The organism is Ignavibacteria bacterium (assembly GCA_013177855.1).
Taxonomy (GTDB): Bacteria; Bacteroidota; Ignavibacteria; order Ch128b; family Ch128b; genus Ch128b.
Genome location: JABLYA010000001.1, coordinates 991,943 through 1,010,040, shown reverse-complemented (window position 1 = coordinate 1,010,040; position 18,098 = coordinate 991,943). Strand labels below are relative to the sequence as shown.

General features: G+C 32.2%; 15 protein-coding genes. 11 read left to right on the top strand and 4 right to left on the bottom strand.

The genetic code is table 11. From position 1 onward, the window contains the following. Position 1 precedes the first annotated feature (1 nt). Positions 2-1,708, bottom strand: coding sequence for a DNA repair protein RecN (gene recN, locus HPY57_04245; GenBank protein ID NPV10983.1), 1,707 nt, complete (start codon positions 1,706-1,708; stop codon positions 2-4). 240 nt (positions 1,709-1,948) lie between these two features. On the opposite strand from recN, the gene HPY57_04240 reads away from it, so the two are divergent. From HPY57_04240 to HPY57_04215, 6 genes are all read left to right on the top strand, one after another. Next, positions 1,949-2,944 (top strand): hypothetical protein, encoded by a 996-nt coding sequence (locus tag HPY57_04240; GenBank protein NPV10982.1) that lies wholly within the window; start codon positions 1,949-1,951, stop codon positions 2,942-2,944. 111 nt (positions 2,945-3,055) lie between these two features. Next, positions 3,056-4,081 carry a hypothetical protein gene (locus HPY57_04235; protein ID NPV10981.1) on the top strand — a complete coding sequence of 342 codons (1,026 nt, stop codon included), beginning with the start codon at positions 3,056-3,058 and terminating at the stop codon, positions 4,079-4,081. Then, positions 4,078-4,572, top strand: coding sequence for a hypothetical protein (locus HPY57_04230; GenBank protein ID NPV10980.1), 495 nt, complete (start codon positions 4,078-4,080; stop codon positions 4,570-4,572). The genes HPY57_04235 and HPY57_04230 overlap by 4 nt, the downstream gene beginning before the upstream one ends. Positions 4,573-4,941: 369 nt before the next feature. After that, positions 4,942-5,097 (top strand): YHS domain-containing protein, encoded by a 156-nt coding sequence (locus HPY57_04225; protein ID NPV10979.1) that lies wholly within the window; start codon positions 4,942-4,944, stop codon positions 5,095-5,097. A gap of 12 nt (positions 5,098-5,109) precedes the next feature. Beyond that, positions 5,110-5,349, top strand: a complete 240-nt coding sequence (locus tag HPY57_04220; GenBank protein ID NPV10978.1) for a heavy-metal-associated domain-containing protein — start codon at positions 5,110-5,112, stop codon at positions 5,347-5,349. 8 nt (positions 5,350-5,357) lie between these two features. Beyond that, positions 5,358-6,125, top strand: coding sequence for a carbon-nitrogen family hydrolase (locus HPY57_04215; GenBank protein ID NPV10977.1), 768 nt, complete (start codon positions 5,358-5,360; stop codon positions 6,123-6,125). On the opposite strand, the gene HPY57_04210 is transcribed toward HPY57_04215, so the two are convergent. From HPY57_04210 to HPY57_04200, 3 genes are all read right to left on the bottom strand, one after another. After that, positions 6,122-6,790: a hypothetical protein gene (locus HPY57_04210; protein NPV10976.1), complete on the bottom strand. Its 669-nt coding sequence runs from the start codon at positions 6,788-6,790 to the stop codon at positions 6,122-6,124. The two genes, HPY57_04215 and HPY57_04210, sit on opposite strands and share 4 nt — an antisense overlap. Further along, a complete protein-coding gene (locus tag HPY57_04205) occupies positions 6,787-8,763 on the bottom strand; it encodes a T9SS type A sorting domain-containing protein (GenBank protein ID NPV10975.1) in 1,977 nt (658 codons plus the stop codon). The genes HPY57_04210 and HPY57_04205 overlap by 4 nt, the downstream gene beginning before the upstream one ends. 81 nt (positions 8,764-8,844) lie before the next feature. Further along, positions 8,845-11,073, bottom strand: coding sequence for a PAS domain-containing sensor histidine kinase (locus tag HPY57_04200; GenBank protein ID NPV10974.1), 2,229 nt, complete (start codon positions 11,071-11,073; stop codon positions 8,845-8,847). Positions 11,074-11,317: 244 nt separating this feature from the next. On the opposite strand from HPY57_04200, the gene HPY57_04195 reads away from it, so the two are divergent. The 5 genes from HPY57_04195 to HPY57_04175 all read left to right on the top strand — a co-directional run bounded on the left by HPY57_04195 (position 11,318) and on the right by HPY57_04175 (position 18,029). Further along, entirely contained in the window at positions 11,318-12,781 is a 1,464-nt protein-coding gene (locus tag HPY57_04195; GenBank protein NPV10973.1) for a pyridoxal-phosphate dependent enzyme, read from the top strand. Between the two features lie 129 nt (positions 12,782-12,910). Then, positions 12,911-14,248 (top strand): amidohydrolase family protein, encoded by a 1,338-nt coding sequence (locus tag HPY57_04190; protein ID NPV10972.1) that lies wholly within the window; start codon positions 12,911-12,913, stop codon positions 14,246-14,248. A 22-nt stretch (positions 14,249-14,270) separates the two neighbouring features. Further along, positions 14,271-16,676: a xanthine dehydrogenase family protein gene (locus HPY57_04185; protein NPV10971.1), complete on the top strand. Its 2,406-nt coding sequence runs from the start codon at positions 14,271-14,273 to the stop codon at positions 16,674-16,676. Continuing rightward, the gene (locus HPY57_04180; GenBank protein NPV10970.1) at positions 16,673-17,542 is read left to right on the top strand and encodes a xanthine dehydrogenase family protein subunit M; all 870 of its coding nucleotides are present in this window, start codon (positions 16,673-16,675) and stop codon (positions 17,540-17,542) included. Before HPY57_04185 ends, HPY57_04180 begins: the two co-directional genes overlap by 4 nt. Further along, complete coding sequence (locus tag HPY57_04175; GenBank protein NPV10969.1) at positions 17,532-18,029, top strand: (2Fe-2S)-binding protein; 498 nt, start codon at positions 17,532-17,534, stop codon at positions 18,027-18,029. The genes HPY57_04180 and HPY57_04175 overlap by 11 nt, the downstream gene beginning before the upstream one ends. The last annotated feature ends 69 nt before the right edge of the window (positions 18,030-18,098 follow it).

The following is an 18,098-nucleotide window of genomic DNA, read 5'->3' as shown; positions in this document are numbered from 1 at the left end:
TTTAGTTTGAATTGTAAATTAATTCTTTGGCGCTTTCGATTGATGCTGGAGTTATTTCTTCTCCGCTTATAAGTTTTGCAATTTCGTAAACTTTTTCTTCGTCGCTTAATTTCTTGATTGTCGATATTGCTCTTCCATCTTTAATCCTTTTCTCTACAACAAAATGGGCATTTGAAAAGCCAGCAATTTGCGGCAAGTGAGTGATTGCAATTATTTGATGAAATTCAGAAAGATTTCGCAGTGCCTTCCCAACTTTTTGAGCAATTCTACCGCTGATTCCCACATCGATTTCATCAAAAACCATCAATGGTAATTTGTCTGATTTGGCAAGAATAGTTTTAAGTGCCAGCATAATTCTTGAAATTTCACCGCCCGAAGCAACTTTTGCAAGTGGTTTTAATTCTTCACCTGGATTAGTTGAAATATAAAATTCAACATCATCAAAACCGTAAGGTGTGGCTTCATAATATTCTGTACCAAGTTTTACAAAAGCTCTTTTGTTTTCAGTCTTCTTGTTTCTAAAAACAACTTCAAATTTTGCGTTGTTAATTCCAAGATCTTTTAAGATTGTAACAATTGATTTACTAATCTTTTCCGCTACTTCTCTTCTTTTCTCTGATAGTCTAACTGCTGCTTCACTGCAAAGTTTACGTACCTCTTCTATCTCATCTTCAGTTTTTTGAATTTCCTCTTCAAAATTTTCTGCAAGTTGTAATTCTTTTTCGATTTTATTTCGATGTTCGATCACTGCTTCAAGTGAACCGCCATATTTCTTTGCCAGGTGGATTAGGCTGCCAAGTCTTTCACGATATTCTTCAAGCAATTCAGGATTGAATTCAATCCTTGAATTATAACTCTGTATGAATTTTGCTAATTCGTCAACAATTGAAATTGCGGAAGTAATATCGTTCTTTAATTCAGAAAAAGTTTTGTCGATTCTTGATAAGTCGTCAATTAGATTTCGAACTTTTATTAATTGATCATAGACCGCAAATTCGGATTCATAAAGAGTTTCGTAAATACGTGAAGTTGATTCGTAAAGTCTTTCGCTGTTTTCTAAAATGTTTAATTTGTTTTGAAGTTCTTCGATTTCATTGGGTTTTGGATTTACTGCGTCAATTTCTTTTGCCTGAAATTCGTAAAGATCTTTCTTTTCTTTTGCAGAACTTTCGATACTTTTTAATTCGTCGAGGCGTGAAAAGAGTTCTTTTAATTTATTGTAATGTGTTCTGTATTCTTCAATTAATTTTTCGAGATTACCAAAATTATCCAGTAAGTGAATGTGAGTATCAGTTCTTAGAAGTGATTGATGTTCGTGTTGACCGTGTAAATCGATTAAAAATTTCCCAAGTTCTTTTAAGTGAGATAGTGAAGCAGGGGAGTCGTTTATGAAGCTTCTGGAAGTTCCTTTTCTTAAAATCTCACGACGAATGATTAATTCATCGCTTATGTCGTAATTATTATCTCCTAAAAAGTTGATTACATTTTGATTATCGCTGACATCAAATACACCTTCAATTATAGCCTTCTCCGCACCAGTTCTTATGATATCGGTAGATGCTTTTTCGCCTATCAGGAGATTCATTGCGTCAATGATGATAGACTTTCCAACGCCGGTTTCACCTGTGATGATGTTTAGACCAGATTCAAATTTAATCTGGATTTTATCGATTAGAATGTAGTCTTTAATGGTAAGTGTTTTTATCATAAAAAACTCTCTCTCATTAAATATTATACAAAAATTTTTTCATTTATACTTTATTAATTTTTTATTTGAAAGTAGCTCTTAAACCCAGATTTTATTTGAAGCCGAAATATCTCTGGATTACTTATAATTTTATGAAAGTATGACTTGAAATAAGTTTAATTTTAATCGTAAATTCAAATTGAAAGAACTTCAGCGGAGATTTATTTTTCCGATAATTTGAATTGTTAACGGTAGATTAAATTGAGCGAAAGAAAACTACTCGACATACTTAAGAAGGTTCTGTTAAGTGACTCAACTGAGTTTGAGAAAAATCACCTGTTCGAAATTTTTATCGAAATTTCACGGATAAGGATTCGTTTCTTTTCTCGTTTGAAATATTTCTCGCTTGAAAGAAATGAAATCTCTATGGATGACATTGCACTTGAAGCTGTTTCCAATCTTTTGAGCACCAATGAAAACGATTATCTCGAGTATATTCGTAATTCTTTTTTAAATTGGGATCCACCTGTAACCAACGAAGAAGAAGCATTGGATTTCGTGAGTAAATTAATTGATCAATCGATTTATCAGACTATTGCAAAAAAATACTCAGAACTTGATCCGCTCTTTGCAAAAATTTTAAAGGAAATCAAAAGAGCAGATAAAAGTAAATATAAAATCTTCTCAAGGCTTGATACTGAATTTATTGCGTACATTGAATTGAATGAGAATGAAGAATTCAAAATTATTCCACAAGATGAATTAATAGTTTTAGGTGTAAAAGAATTTCCGGACAATAATTATATAAAAGGTTGGATTGATGCGATTTTCGAAGCCATAGACGATTTTACGGAATATTCACCCGTACTTCCTGTAAATGCACTTGCTTTGAAAATTAAATTTGAACTTACAGCTGCTCAGAAAATAGATGTGAATGTTTTGCCCGATCCAGAAATTCAATATCTTGTTCAGGAAGGGATTTTAATCAGTTTAAATAAAATTGAAAGGAAGCTTAAAAAGCTTGGTGAGAAAAAGAAAAAATATGATCAAAAAACTTTAACAATATTCCGTGAAGCATTGACCGATATTGCTTATGACCTGCTTGAAGGCGATCAAATTAAAAATTACTTTGAGTACTTAAAAGTTTATGATGAAAACTTAACTATGAAAGAATATCGTGATAGTTATCGTGCGCAGTTTGAATATCTTATAAAAATTTTTAAGAATGAAATAGCCAAATATTATCTTCAATCTTAGTAGAAAGTCCGCCAGCCAGGCATTAACTATCCCATTTTTCATTTACGATTAATAACTCATAGAATTTTCAATATTTTTGAAAAATTATTTTGTCTAATTAAAAACGATAAAATGGATATCGATCAATTAAAATTCAGACAAAAGTATACAGCCATCTGGGCTTTCAGTGAATCTGTTTTTGGAGGGATTTTACATGCATTAAAAATTCCATTCACTGGACTTTTTTTAGGTGGATTTGCCATCATCATTCTTTCTTCGATTGCAAATTTTGTCGATAAAAAAAGTGAGTTGATAAAAGTTACTTTGATTGTAATTGCAATAAAGTTTATGATGTCCCCAAATACTCCATTAACCGCATATCTTGCCGTAATGTTACAGGGACTTTTTGCATTTCTATTTTTTTCCATAATTAAAAATCGAATTCTGGCAATTAGTTTGTTAAGTTTCTTCACAGCTTTGTGGTCAGTCTCTCAAAAAATAATTGTAACAACTGTAATCTTTGGAATGAATTTCTGGTACTCGATTGATTCTTTTTCAGTTTATGTTTTGAAGTCATTTGGAATTGATGTTGATAAAGAATTTAGTATGAGTATAATTCTTATCGCAATTTATCTTTTAATCCATCTTTTGGGCGCAGTTTTCTTTGCAAGACTTGCGATTAAACTTCCAATCTTCCTCCAGAGAAATGAAGAAAAATATAATCATATTAAGTTGAGGTACTCAGAATTTAATAATGATTTGAACTTAAATAATTCCAATTCTCAAAAAATGAAAAAACGGAGATGGTACAAGAAACCATCCCGGATTATACTGGTTCTCTTCTTACTTTCTATTGCATTGATTACTTATGTTAACCCTGAACTTGCAAAGATTAAATTAGTTGATGTGATTTCGATGATTGTCCGAGCAATAATTATAATTTATCTGTGGTTTAATGTAATCTCTCCGTTCGCAGTGAAAGTTTTTATGAAATCTATAAGTAAAAAGTATGATATGACACAGCTGGAAGAAATAACATCAATCTTTCCTGAATTAAAAAAGATTATTGCATTTAGCTGGAAAATCAATTCACATTATCCGAGATCAAAAAGAGTATTTAGATTTATAAAAGATTCAATCTTACTTCTGATGAAATGAACAAAAAAATTCTAATCTATTCTGACAAAATTAAAAGTGGAAAGACAACAAATCTCTTCAAATGGATTTCTAAACAAAATTCAGTTTCCGGAATTCTCCAACCTGTGGTTGAAGATAAAAGATATATTTATTCAATTGTTGATAAAACTTTAATACAATTAGAAATCTCAGAGAAGCAATCACAAGCATTTCCCGAAAATGAATTGATTAAAATTGGTAAGTATCACTTCTTAAAGAATGGTTTTGATAAAGCAAAAGAAATTCTAAAACGAGATTTCCAAAAAAAATACAGTTGGATTGTAATTGATGAAATTGGTCCACTCGAACTAAGTGGTAGTGGACTTGAACCGGCAATTTCTGAAATCTTTAATAAAATTGAATCATTTGATGGTAAGCTAATTTTTGTAATTCGAGATAAACTTCTAAACGATGTAATAAACAAATATAATCTCGATGAAAAATATGAATTGTGGTGTCCAAGCTTCGATTAAGTTTTTTTAATTTCAAAAATTATCCTTAAAAAACTGATAGATAATTCTTGAATAATAATCTATTCATCTCATCGTTTGAAGTCCATTTAGAAAAGTTTTTAAGTTCAAAAATTATTTTTTGAAACTTTAATCTGATTTATATAGTTTTATTGCCGAATTTTTAACTATTTACAAACATTAGAGGTAAAGATGAAAATTAAATTTGGTTTTATAATCCTTCTTGCAGTTTTGATTTTTTACAATATTCCATTTGCTCAGGAAAAAGAAAATAAAAAAGCTAAGACTGAGACAAAGAAAGAAATTAAATCTGAACTTAAACAAGTTCAGCCGTCAGTCGCTAAAAAAATCTGGAATGAAGTTTGTCCTGTTATGGGCGAACCTGTAGATCCTGAAGTTCAAACTGTTGAATATAATGGTAAAGTGATTGGATTTTGCTGTAAAAGTTGCATCAAAAAATTTAAGAAAGACCCGGAAAAATATTTGAAAAATCTAAGTGAAGATGGGAAAAAATTTATTAAACAATAAAGAGAGTTGAATATGAAAACAGTCTTATTTCTTATTGATGGAATGACTTGCCATCATTGCGTAAAAGCAGTCGAGGGCGCATTAAAATCTCTCGGCATCGATAATTATTCAGTCCAAATTGGAAGTGCATCTGTTACCTTTGACGAAAATCTTCTTGATGAAGAAAGCATAATTGCTGCGATTGAAGATGAAGGTTACAAAGTTATTTCCACTCAAGTTGAGTTGAATGATCTGGATGAATTTCGATCCTGATTGATTTTATGAGAGTTGGAATTCTTCAATATTCTCCAGAGTGGGAAGATAAAGAACAAAACAAAAACAAAATCCATCAGATTCTTTCAGGCAGCAGTGTCCAATTTGATCTTTTTGTCTTTCCTGAAATGACCTTAACTGGTTTTTCAATGAATACTTCGCTGGCTGAACCTTTTAATATCAATGAAAGTCCGACCTTGCAATTTTTCTCCGAACTTTCAAAAAATTATTCGACAAACATTGCCGCTGGTTTTATTGAAAGAGAAAATGAAAATGTTTTTAATACTTTGTTTTTTATAAATCGAACCGGCGAAATAATTTCAAAGTACAGAAAAATACATTTGTTCAGTTTCGCTAGAGAAGAAAAATTTTATAAAGCAGGTACTGAACCTGTCGTTGCAGAGATTGAAAAATTAAAAATCGGATTATCAATTTGTTATGATTTAAGATTCCCGGAATTGTTTAGAGTTTATGCTAAGTCAAGAGTTGATTTAATTATTAACATTGCAAACTGGCCCACAAAAAGAATAGAACACTATGTCCATTTACTTAAAGCAAGAGCGATTGAAAATCAATGTTTTGTAATTGGTGTAAATAGAGTTGGCTCTGACGGTAAAGAACATTACGATGGTCGAAGTTCAATCTTTGATCCATTAGGCAATGAAATAGTGCATGTAAAAGATGAAGAAAAATTAATTTCAGCTGAAATTGATTTAAATGAAATTCAAAAAGTGAGGGCGCAATTCCCTTTTTTGAATGATATCAGACTGATTTAATCGCTGGGCTCAATAAATTTTATTCGGTACTGTTGGATTAAGGGCAGTAGAAAAGTTTTAAAGATTCTGTATTCAATTATTCTGTAATGAGGTTTATAATAATTTTTGTAATTAGAAGAATGACTGAAAACTAACTTGTTTTGTTTTAAAGCAGCTTCAATTTTACTTTTATCTTCATAAAAATTTTTGATCTTAAAATTTTCTTTCTCGATCAAACTGATTATTTCTCTCCAATCATTCTTCCATTTCTCATAATCGGTCGAGTCGTTTTTGGATGAGCTTTGAAGAAATGCTGTAAATAATAATTGCATTGGAATAATTCTATCTTTCACCAGGCTTAAATCAATCCTTACATATTTTTTCTCGGGATGAAGCACTTCAATTAAAAATGAATCAGGTTTCGATTTATAGGTCGATATCTCTTCGTTTTCTAATTCATCTTGAAGAATTTTTAAAGCTATGAGCGAATCTTTAATAAAATGTTCTGGACCGAATCGACTTTGATAGAAATACTTGTAAAGATCAATCAAAGTTGACTCGGGATATTTTCTCAGAACATATTGAATAGAGGATTTATATAAATTGTAATCAAAGCCCTGACTGAAAAGTAATTGATCCTCATTTGAAAGAATCATTAGTGAAATTAGAAATAAAAAATATTTCATTTTATTAAAACAAGCTTTTTAGTTGAATGGTAATTTTTAGATTCAAGTTTGTAAAAATAAACTCCTGTTGAAAGGTCGCTTCCATCAAATTTAATCGAGTGATAACCGGCTTTAAGATTTTCGTTAATTAAAGTTTTGATTTCATTCCCGGTTATATCATAAATTTTTATAGTGATAAAATCTTCAACTGGGATAGAAAAACTGATTGTCGTCTGTGAATTAAAAGGATTAGGATAATTTTGATAAAGCCGAAAACTCATCGGAGATTTCGTCTCAGCGACTTCAAGTGAATTATCACGATTTATTTGTTTGAGAATATAATTCTGTGGATCAACAGTCACATTAATGATTGGTTCATTAAATATAAAAGAAAACGACTCTTCTCTTTGAGTATTCCAGAAAGTTATGAGCGTATCTTTGGAGGATAATTTAACAAGTAATTGAATCGGCATTTTATAAACATTATAGTGATTTTGAATTTGTTTCAGGAAAAATTTCAGTTGATAATTATTAGAAGTTTGAGATACGCCCCAGTTGTAAACATAATAAGGATGATTTGGTTGATAAATCCATTGATCAATAAAAAATGAATAATCAGAGCCTGTAGTTTGATTAATGATATTCTTAAAATCTTCTGTTGTTGCGTTTGAATAAGAAAATTGATTTCTATAATTACTGAGTGTCAGAAAGAAAAGAGAATCACCGAGCATATATCTAAGCATATTTAAGACCAAAGCACTTTTGTAGTAAGAAATTGCTGCGTTGAAAAGTTGCGGAGGATTATAAATTGGATAACCGGGATTATAATTGTAATAATAATTTGCTCGAGCGTTCATACTGCTGAAGTAAGCACTCTTGCCCTGCGTATATTCTTTATAAAGATCTTCTGAAAAAGTTGCAAAGCCTTCATTGAGCCAGATATCTTTCCAGGTTTTGCAAGTTACAAGATCACCCCACCATTGATGTGCAAGTTCGTGAGCAATGCCATTTTGACTGTCACTAGTCAGCCAGTTTCGATGAATTGTTGAAATCGTTTGATGTTCCATTCCGCCGTAACTGAAAGGAGAGACAACCGCATGACCATACTTATCAAAAGGATATTTACCATAATAAGTTTCGAAACATTCGAGCATCAAACCAATATTTCTCATCACATAAACACTTCTTGAAGAGTCAGCTGACCATTGATAATTCTGAATTTCTATGGTTTCAAATGGCGGATATTTGCTTGTGTAGTTTTGTACGAACTTAGAATATTTAGTCGCTGCAGTTGCAATTAAATAAGTTGTTATGGGATGCCTCTCAAACCAGTTAAAAATAATTGAATCTCCAATAGTTTGTATGTTCTCTAAAATACCGTTTCCTGTTGCAACAAAACCCTGTGGAACAATAATCCTAATTCTAATTGAATCAGCTTTGTTTGCGGGATCGTCATAGCAGGGGAACCAGTATCTTGCGTCGCTCGGTTCTGTCATTGTGTAGGCAAGATTTTCAAGTGTTTGAGACGATTTGCCATAATAATAAAAACCTAAATTATCTGTTCTTGTTCTTCGGAAATAAATAATTAAATCAACCGTTTCATTTTTGTTATAACTTCTATCTAAGTTTATTGTGAGAATACCAGATGAAACTGAAAAATTTAATTTAGAATTATTTAAAAGTACGCTGTCGACTGTTAGATAGGAATCTAAGTTCAGCTGTGAAGTTGAATTTAGAGTATCAACTTTAGCTGTGACTCTTACACTTCCATTGTAATTAACATTTCCAAATTTCAGAACATTGTACCAGTTGAGAGTTATGTCATAATAAAGAATATCAAAATCAAAAGCGGAATTGCTTAGCTGGAAAGATTTTTCATTCTTCGCTAATTGAATGTCTTTTTTGCATTCGAATAAGAAATTTGAATCTGTTTGCTGCGAATAAATTGAACTAATCAAAATCAGAAAACTTAAAGTGAAGAAAAATTTTTTCATACTTCTAACTCGATTATTTGATGAATAATTCAAATGGCTGTTCAAATATAAATATTAGATTGAATTAATTTATTAAATGAATTATGAAGTATGGTTGATTTTAGCCAGAGGAATTTTGAAGGTAACTGTTGTCCCGAATCCTTTCTTGCTTTTGACTGAAATTTCACCCTTATTCAATTCAACATATTTTTTTGTAAGAGCAAGTCCCAGTCCTGTCCCTTCTTTCCTCTTTTTACCATCACTGGTTTCAGTTTCAAAACTTGTGAAAAGTTTTCTTTGAAATTCTTCTGACATACCAATGCCTTCAGCTTTAATTTCACAAATTCCAAAATTCAAATCTTTTTGAAGTCTAATTTTAATAGTTCCCTTATCACTGTATTTTATAGCGTTATTAATAAGATTAATTAAAATTCCGTTTAGTGTATATTGATCAGCAAAAACAATCACATCTTCCTCAGGTAATTCGGTTTCAAGTTTTAGATTTTTCTTATCAGCAAGGACTTTTAACATCTCAAAAACTTCGTTTATTGTTTTGTTGAATGAGATTGGTTTCAGGGAATATTTATAAGCGCCTGATTCAACTCTGGAAAAATCCAGTATTTGATTAATTGTATTGAGAAGTGTGTTTGCTGCATTTTGAAGAATATCAAAGTAGCCTCTGACCTCCTTATCTGAAGTTTCATAGAATATTTCTTTCAATACATCACTAAAACCTAAAATTGCGTTGATGGGTGTTCTTATCTCGTGAGACATTTGAGCAAAGAATAATGTTTTAGTTCGATTGGCTTTTTCAGCTTCTTCTTTTGCACGGGCAAGCTCAAAAAGTATCTTCTTTCTTTCGGTTATATTTCGAGCCGTGCAGAGAATTAGTTTTTTACCTTCAATTACAATTGGATATGTTGAAACTTCAATGTATATCGTTTCACCGTGTTTATTTCGGATTACTATTTCATCGGGACCTGTTGGTTGGGCTTTTAATGCTTTGTAAAACACTTTTGCAGCTTTATAGAAATTTGATCGGTCAAAAAGATTAAGCTCAAAGAATGTTTTTCCGAGTGCTTCTTCTTTACTCCATCCAACTAACTCTTCGCTCGCTCGATTCGCTTCGACAATTTTTCCTTCATAATCACATACAAAAATTGCATCAGGTGCATTCTCGAAAAGAATTTTTAGTCTTTCTGCGTCATATTTAATTTGATTGAAAAGTTTTTTCTCCTCTGTAATATCAATCGCAACTCCAATTAAGGCAATTATTTCTTTGTTTTCGTCGTAGACTGGTGAAGTTGAAAGTTTAATTAAAAAGTCCTCGCCATTTTTTCTTTTATTCCACAATTCTCCTGTCCAACCACCTTCGAGAGTTTTAGAATAAATATCTTTAAACATTTCAGGAGTATTTTTTTCGGAGCGAAGAACATAAATGGGTTTACCTATTAATTCCTCTTTTTTATAGCCGTAGATTTTTTCATAGGCAGAATTAACATAAATAATATTATTATTTAAATCTGTTATTGAAACACATTCATTAATACTCTCAAGTGCCCGAGCGAGAAGATAAATTTGTCTATCTTTTTCCTTTCTCTCAGTAATATCCCTCACAATTGCGAGAATAAAATATTTGTCATTAATAGAAACGCGATTTAATGTAACTTCAGTATAGAAAATTTCACCATTGAGTTTTTGATGAACCCATTCAAAGGTTTGAGGAATTCCATTTAAAGCATTTCGGATTAGCTCTTTTGCTTTTTCTTCAGAAAGTCTTCCATCTGGTTGAGTTTGTGGTGAAAATTTGTAAGCCGATTGTCCTATAATGTCTTCTTTAGTGCAATTAAACATTTTGAGAGTTGCCTGATTGCAATCAATAAAAATTTCTTCATCCATTAAAAAGATTGCATCGTCAGCGGAATCAAATAATATCCTGTATTTTTCTTCCTTAACTTTTAATTCTTCATAAATTTTTTCCTGTTCTGTTATATTAATTGCAAATCCAATTACACCAGTTATTTGATTCTGTTCAGCATAAATTGGTTCAGTATAAGCTTTGAAGGTGAGATTTTTGAAATGAAGTTTGAACTCACATTTTTCGCCATTGAGAGCTTTTAAGTGTGCTTCAATAGGCGGGTAGTTTTTGTCTTTAGTTTCAAAATATTGAAATAAACTTAGTCCAACGACTTGATTTTCTTCTAAACCCAGATCTTTCAGTCCACCGCCAAATGATGAAGTAAAAACTAAGTCTCTGTCTACAGTCCAGAAAACAATTGGAAGCTTTTCGAGAATCAAATGTATTAAATTAATATCCCAGAGATTTTTCATTTTTAAAATGAATTATTGCTGACTCAATTTGAATTTATTAACACTTAAAATCAAGTAATAAAGTGTTGAGCTGCCAGAAATCTTATTTAGCAAATTTTCGAATTTGAATTACATCTTTTTGGTTTTCTCGATCAATTGTAAAGTTTGGTTTTGTATTTTACTCGCTTGATTCATTAAAAACTCAAAATTCTATCTGATAAATAAATTATTTTTGAAAAAACTAAATAAATATTGAGAGGTCAAAATGAAAAAATGGGATTGGAAAATTGAGAACGTAACCTTTCTACAAAAAACTATTCAAAGGTGCAAAGAGAAAAATATAATACTACCCAAATTCAATGAACTTAAAAATCCTGAAACAATTCCTGCTGAGATTAAAGAAAAATTGAAAACCATCGGGATGGATGAAATTCATCCATTAAATCTTTTTAGAATTAACTGGCAGAATGATCCAGAAAGTGGTGGAATTGGTGAAATAAATTTTCTGGAAATTCCGAAAGAAATAACAGGAATTAAAGCTCGGATAATTGGGCTTGTAGGAAAATTTTTTCCAACTGGTGCACATAAAGTTGGTGCAACCTACGGAGTTTTGGTTCCTTATTTAGTTACAGGAAAATTTAATCCAGAGTATCATAAAGCTGTTTGGCCCTCAACAGGAAATTACTGTCGTGGTGGTGCTTTTAATTCAGCACTGCTTTCAGTTCATGCAGTCGCAATTCTTCCAGAAGAAATGAGTAAGGAAAGATTTGAGTGGTTAAGAAATATCGGTGCCGAAATTTATGCAACGCCAGGATGTGAAAGTAATGTAAAAGAAATCTATGATAAGTGTCATGAGCTTGAAAAGACAAGTGATGAATATTTTATCTTCAATCAATTCGATCAATTCGGTAATTCTTGCTTTCATTATTATGTAACTGGCTCTGCGGTGGAGAAGGTCTTTAATAAAATTAAAGACGATAGGTCAAGACTTAGCGGATTTGTAAGCGCAACTGGTTCTGCAGGCACTATTGGAGCAGGAGATTATTTGAAAGAAATTTTCCCGCAGATTAAAATAGTTGCATCCGAAGCATTGCAATGTCCAACTTTATTAATGAATGGTTTTGGAGGTCATCGAATAGAAGGAATTGGCGATAAACATATTCCCTGGATTCACAATGTTAAAAATACAGATCTGGTTACTGCAATTAACGATGAACATCCACTTAGAATTTTAAGGCTTTTCAACGAAGAAACTGGTTTGAAATTTTTATCTTCGCTTGGAATTAAAGAAGAAGTTTTGAAAAAACTTTCATGGCTTGGGATTTCTTCAATCAGCAATCTTTTGAGTTCAATTAAATTTGCAAAATGGTTTGAGATGAATGAAAATGATGTGATCTTTACGGTTTTTACAGATTCAGTTGAAATGTATCGTTCAAGATTAAAAGAAATGAATGAACAATGGGGTGAGTACTCTGAGAAACAAGCTGAAATCGACTGGAATGTCTGTATAAAAAATCAATCAATTGATTTTATGAAAGAGCTCAACTATTACGATAAAAAGACAATTCATAACCTGAAATATTTTACCTGGATAGAACAGCAAGGCAAGTCGGTTGATGAATTGAATGCTCAATGGTATGATGAAAATTACTGGAAAGAAAGATACCAAACCATAGAGCTGTGGGACAAGTTGATCGATGAGTTTAATGAAAGAGTGAAAAATGGTTAATTATTTTATATGCCAGATTTATTAGAGTAGGTGGTTTGGGGTACAGCCATTAATTTCTGACGAAGATTACAGAAGTAATGATAATGATAAAAATTCCTATTATTTTAATACAAAATAAAGAAGGTTTTTATGGCTAATATTTCAATTAAAAATTTATTTCTCATTCAGATTATAGAAAATCAAACCGTACCTATCTTTTGCGATTTAAATATTGAAGAAGGAAGGATTAAAGAAATTTTTCCAAAAAGCTTTGAAGATTATGTCAATGGTAAAATAGAAGAAGCCCTTGATGAAAATGTCTACGATGCAAAAGGAAGGGTTGCAACCGTACCTTTTATAAATTTTCATGAACATATTTATTCTCGACTTGCAAAAGGATTATCCATCAAAGGTTCACTTGGAAACTTTCACAAAATATTGAAAAACCTCTGGTGGAAACTTGATTTAATACTTGATGAAGAAATGGTAAGAGCTTCTGCTTTAATGGCGGCAATGGAATCGATCCGAACAGGTACGACGTATATTTTTGATCATCATTCATCACCAAATTTTACAAAGGGTAGTTTGAAAATTATCTCAGAGACTCTTTCACAATTCGGTTTGCGTGGAACGATTTGTTTCGAAACTACAGATCGAAATGGAATTGAATTAACTAAACTCGCCGCTCAAGAAAATTATGATTTTATTGAAAATCAATCTGAAAATTTCAAAGGAATGTTTGGACTTCACGCTTCTTTTACTCTGAAAGATCAAACATTAAAATTTGTCTCAAGTCTTCTCAAAGATTTTGATACTGGAATTCACATTCATCTTTGTGAAGATAAAATTGACAGAGAAATTAGTGAAAAGAAATTTAAAGCTTCTCCATTGGAAAGGTTACTGAAATTTAATCTCCTAAACTCGAAGTCAATTTTAGCTCACGGAATTCATTTGAAGAAAAAAGAATATCAGAAAATTGCTGAAGTTGGAGCGGCTCTTTCTTTTAATCCAGATTCGAATATGAACAATTCGGTTGGACTACCGAAATACAAAAAAATTCCATCTGACTTAATAATTATCCCCGGAACCGATGGAATGCATTCAAACATTGCAAAAACATTTAAACAATTATTCTTGCTTTATCGACATTCTGGAGAAAGTATGTCCGATGCTTTTCAATGGATACAAAAAATTTATTTTGATCAGCTTAAGTTCATCAAAAATTATTTTGAAGATTTCACAAACTTAAATCCTGAAGATAGAGCAGATTTTGTAATCTGGGATTATGTGCCAGTTAGTAATTTGACTGCTGAAAATTTCTGGGGTCATTTTATTTATGCATTGCTTGAAAGAAGTCCAATTTCAGTTGTTCAGAATGGAAAATTTTTAATGAAAGATTTTCATTTACAGTTCAATGAAGATGAAATTAATCGTGAAATTGCTAAACAAGGTATTCGACTTAAAGAAAAATTTGAAAGTGAAATTTGATTAAAGAATTGAGATTAAAACAATGAAAGAAAAATTTAATGTTGTCGGAAAACCTGTTGTTCGTCCCGATGGAAAGGAAAAAGTAACAGGCGAAGCTAAATTCGCCGATGATTACAGATTCCCGAATATGTTGTTCGGAGTAATGGTAAGGACAAAAGCCACTCATGCTTTGATTAAGCAGATTGACTATTCAGAAATTAAAAATCATCCATCAATAATTACGATTGTCGATGCAAACGACATTAAGGGCTTGAAAAAAACTGGATTGATTAGAAAAGATCAACCTGTTTTTGCATTTGATAAAATTGTAACGCCCGGGGATGTTGTGGCAATGTTAGTTGGTAATGATGAAGATGAATTGCGATTACTCGCCAGAAAAGTTAAAGTGGAACTGGAAGAACTTCCCGTATTGACAGACCCGCGCAAAGCACTTGAGCCAGATGCTCCATTAATTCATCCTGAATTTGGAACTAATCTTATTGTTCATCATCCGTTGAGAAAAGGTAATATTGATAAAGGATTTGCCGAATCTGAATTTATTCTTGAACAGACATACACAACTCCACACATCGAACACGCATATATTGAACCAGAGTGTGTAACTGCCATTCCACTTGAAGGCGATAAAGGTGTTCATATAATTGGAAGCATTCAGAATCCATTTACTGCAAGAAGAATTGTTGCAGAAGTTTTAGGCTTACCTTTAAATAAAGTTAAAATTGAACAAGCAGAGCTCGGAGGTTCTTTCGGTGGAAAAGATGATATTATGTGTATTTTATCTGCAAGAGCAGCAGTTGCCGCATTAAAAATTCGTCGCCCGATTAAAATTAAATACACAAGAGAAGAATCAATTATCGAATCATATAAACGTCATCCTTACATAATGCATTATAAAGTTGGTTACAATCGTGATGGAAAAATTAAGGCAATGAAAATTGATATTCTTGCCGATGGTGGTGCTTATTGTTCAATGACTCCATTTGTTACATGGCGTTCAGTTGTGCAAGCAACTGGACCTTATGAAATTGAAAATGTCTGGACTGATGTTCGTGGGGTTTACACAAATAATCCTTATACCGGAGCAATGCGTGGATTTGGTTCACCTCAAATCATCTTTGCTCAAGAATCATTGATGGATGATATCGCTGTTAGTCTTGGAATGACGCCGGATGAAATAAGAAAAATAAATGGTTACAGACCAGGTTCAATTACTGCAAGCGGGCAGAGACTCGAAAATCACGATGTTAATCTTCTTAAAGTTCTTGAAACAGCTTGTGATGCAACTAACTTTAGAGAAAAATGGCTTGAGAATGAGAAACATCACAATCGTAGAATTCCAACAATCGAATTCAAAGAAAAAATAAAGAAGCACAATTTGATTCTTGAGAAAGAACAATTCGTTCACCCGGAAGACGTATGGAAAAAAGGTATTGGACTTGCGGTCAGCTTTCGAGGAAGTTCACTTGGTGCGGAAGGTGTTGACGCAGCTGCTGCATATTTATCTATTCAAAATGATGGAAGTGCTTATTTACTTTGTGGACTTGCTGAAAATGGTCAGGGAATGAAAACAACTTATGCAATTATTGTTTCAGAAATTCTGGGCATTCCGGTTGAAAATATTTACTACCTTGAACTGACAACGGCGCACATTCCAGATAGTGGACCAACTGTTGCTTCTCGTTCTACAATAATGGGTGGTGGTGCTGTAAAAAATGCTGCTGAAGTTTTGAGAAAAAGATTTGAGAATTTCATCAGAGATTTCTGGAATTTGAGTAATGAAGATGTTATTGCTTTTGAAAACAATCAGGTGTTTGTAAAAGGAAAACAAAATCTCAATCTTTCTTTTCCTGAATTTGTAAGTATCGCTTATAAAAATTCAGTTTGTCTGGCAACAATTGGTTGGTACCCAGGACCAAAAATTCATTGGAATGAAGAAAATGGTCAAGGTTCTGCTTATTTCACTTATGTTTATGGTTGTCAGGTTGCTGAAGTTCGTGTGAACATTGTGACAGGAGAAGTTTATGTTGATCGAGTAACTGCAGTTCATGACCCTGGTAAAGTTATAAATTTGCTTGGTGCACTTGGTCAAGTTTATGGTGGAGTTACTCAAGGAACTGGATACGCAATTTTTGAAGAGCTGGATAAGCACAATGGTTTTCCGAGAGAATTAAATTTTGATCAATACATCATTCCGACAAGTAAAGATATAGGAGAAATTATTCCAATATTTGTTGAAGGAAAAGATGAACTTGGTCCGTGGGGAGCAAAATCTCTTGGTGAACCAACTCTTGAATTAACATCTGCTGCAATTAATAATGCAATACGAAATGCCGTAGGTGAAAGATATTTTAATCTTCCAATCAATCTTGAAGAAGTTATCCTCAAAAGAAAGCCAAAGCCGGAAGATTTGAAGCGAGGAAGTTTATGATTCAAAAATTTAATTATGTCGCTCCTAAAACTTTAAGCACTGCTTTGAAAGTTTTATCTAAAAATAAAAATGCAAAAATATTGGCTGGCGGTACAGATATCTTGCCTGGCTTTCATATTGAATCAAGAAGGTTTGTTGAAACTGAATTACTCGTGGACATTAAAAAAATTTCCAATCTTCATTTAGTTAGAGAGAAAAAAGATTCTGTTGAAATAGGTGCCTGCGTAACTTTCTCTGAAATCGCTGAAAATGAGATCATAAGAAAATATTTTCCACTTCTTGCCAAAGCAGCCGAAAGTGTTGGTAGTGTTCAAATCAGAAATAGGGCAACAATTGTTGGTAATTTTGTGAACAATGCACCCTGCGCTGATAGTGTTCCCCCTTTACTTGTTTATGATGCTAAGATTCAAATTCAATCATTAAATCGAATCAAGGAAATCTCGCTTCAAAAATTTTTAATTAAACCTTATTCCACCGCGTTGAAGAAAGGAGAAATTGTAACTAAAATCATTCTTCCAAAACCAAACAAAAACTTTGCCGGAGAATTTTACAAACTTGGCAGGAGAAGAGCTGTTGCAATCAGTAGAATTTCACTCGCTGTTCTAATGAATAAACAAAATCTATTAATCGATGAAATTAGAATTGCCAGTGGTGCAGTTACTCCAATTGGAACTCGTCTTTATGAGCTTGAAAAATTTGCAAAAGGTAAAGAAGCAAATTCTGAAACGTTCAAAGAGCTTGCAATTAAACTTGGGGAAAAAGTTTTAGAGATAACAGGATTAAGATGGTCATCGGAATATAAACTTCCTGTTTTGCAGCAAGTTTTTTATCTCCTACTCGAAAAGGTGAATGAATATGAAAATTAAATCATTAAAGGAAATTCAGATTAGTTTTGTACTTAATGGGGAAAAGATTGAATTAAAGACAAAGCCGAATAAAAGACTACTCGACATTTTGAGAGATGATCTTGGTTTAACCGGAACAAAAGAAGGCTGCTCAATTGGTGAGTGTGGTGCCTGCACAGTTATTGTAAATGGCAAAGCTGTAAACTCTTGTTTAGTTTTAGCTGGTGAAGTTGATGGTGCTGAAGTAATTACAATTGAGGGAATTGCAAGAAATGGTAACCTACATCCATTGCAGGAGAATTTCCTTAAATATGGAGCTGTTCAATGTGGTTTTTGTACACCTGGAATGATACTCTCTGCTTATGCTCTTCTATTGAAGAAAAAGAATCCAAATGAAGAAGAGATTAAAGAAGCAATAGCAGGTAATCTTTGCCGTTGCACTGGTTATAAACAAATTATAGAGGCTATTAAACAAACATCAATGGATAAAGTTGAAGAGCGATCATAAACACTTTTCAACAAATTTAATTGAAAATCCTTCAGATTATATTTAATTTAATTGAGAAAAACTTTAAGG

What these genes read in the sequence shown, in the direction of transcription:
- HPY57_04185 (NPV10971.1), top strand. Translation starts at nt 14,271, where the DNA reads ATGAAAGAAAAATTTAATGTTGTCGGAAAACCTGTTGTTCGTCCCGAT.
- HPY57_04225 (NPV10979.1), top strand. Translation starts at nt 4,942, where the DNA reads ATGGGCGAACCTGTAGATCCTGAAGTTCAAACTGTTGAATATAATGGT.
- recN (NPV10983.1), bottom strand. Translation starts at nt 1,708, where the DNA reads ATGATAAAAACACTTACCATTAAAGACTACATTCTAATCGATAAAATC.
- HPY57_04180 (NPV10970.1), top strand. Translation starts at nt 16,673, where the DNA reads ATGATTCAAAAATTTAATTATGTCGCTCCTAAAACTTTAAGCACTGCT.
- HPY57_04200 (NPV10974.1), bottom strand. Translation starts at nt 11,073, where the DNA reads ATGAAAAATCTCTGGGATATTAATTTAATACATTTGATTCTCGAAAAG.
- HPY57_04190 (NPV10972.1), top strand. Translation starts at nt 12,911, where the DNA reads ATGGCTAATATTTCAATTAAAAATTTATTTCTCATTCAGATTATAGAA.
- HPY57_04205 (NPV10975.1), bottom strand. Translation starts at nt 8,763, where the DNA reads ATGAAAAAATTTTTCTTCACTTTAAGTTTTCTGATTTTGATTAGTTCA.
- HPY57_04230 (NPV10980.1), top strand. Translation starts at nt 4,078, where the DNA reads ATGAACAAAAAAATTCTAATCTATTCTGACAAAATTAAAAGTGGAAAG.
- HPY57_04215 (NPV10977.1), top strand. Translation starts at nt 5,358, where the DNA reads ATGAGAGTTGGAATTCTTCAATATTCTCCAGAGTGGGAAGATAAAGAA.
- HPY57_04235 (NPV10981.1), top strand. Translation starts at nt 3,056, where the DNA reads ATGGATATCGATCAATTAAAATTCAGACAAAAGTATACAGCCATCTGG.
- HPY57_04210 (NPV10976.1), bottom strand. Translation starts at nt 6,790, where the DNA reads ATGAAATATTTTTTATTTCTAATTTCACTAATGATTCTTTCAAATGAG.
- HPY57_04195 (NPV10973.1), top strand. Translation starts at nt 11,318, where the DNA reads ATGAAAAAATGGGATTGGAAAATTGAGAACGTAACCTTTCTACAAAAA.
- HPY57_04175 (NPV10969.1), top strand. Translation starts at nt 17,532, where the DNA reads ATGAAAATTAAATCATTAAAGGAAATTCAGATTAGTTTTGTACTTAAT.
- HPY57_04220 (NPV10978.1), top strand. Translation starts at nt 5,110, where the DNA reads ATGAAAACAGTCTTATTTCTTATTGATGGAATGACTTGCCATCATTGC.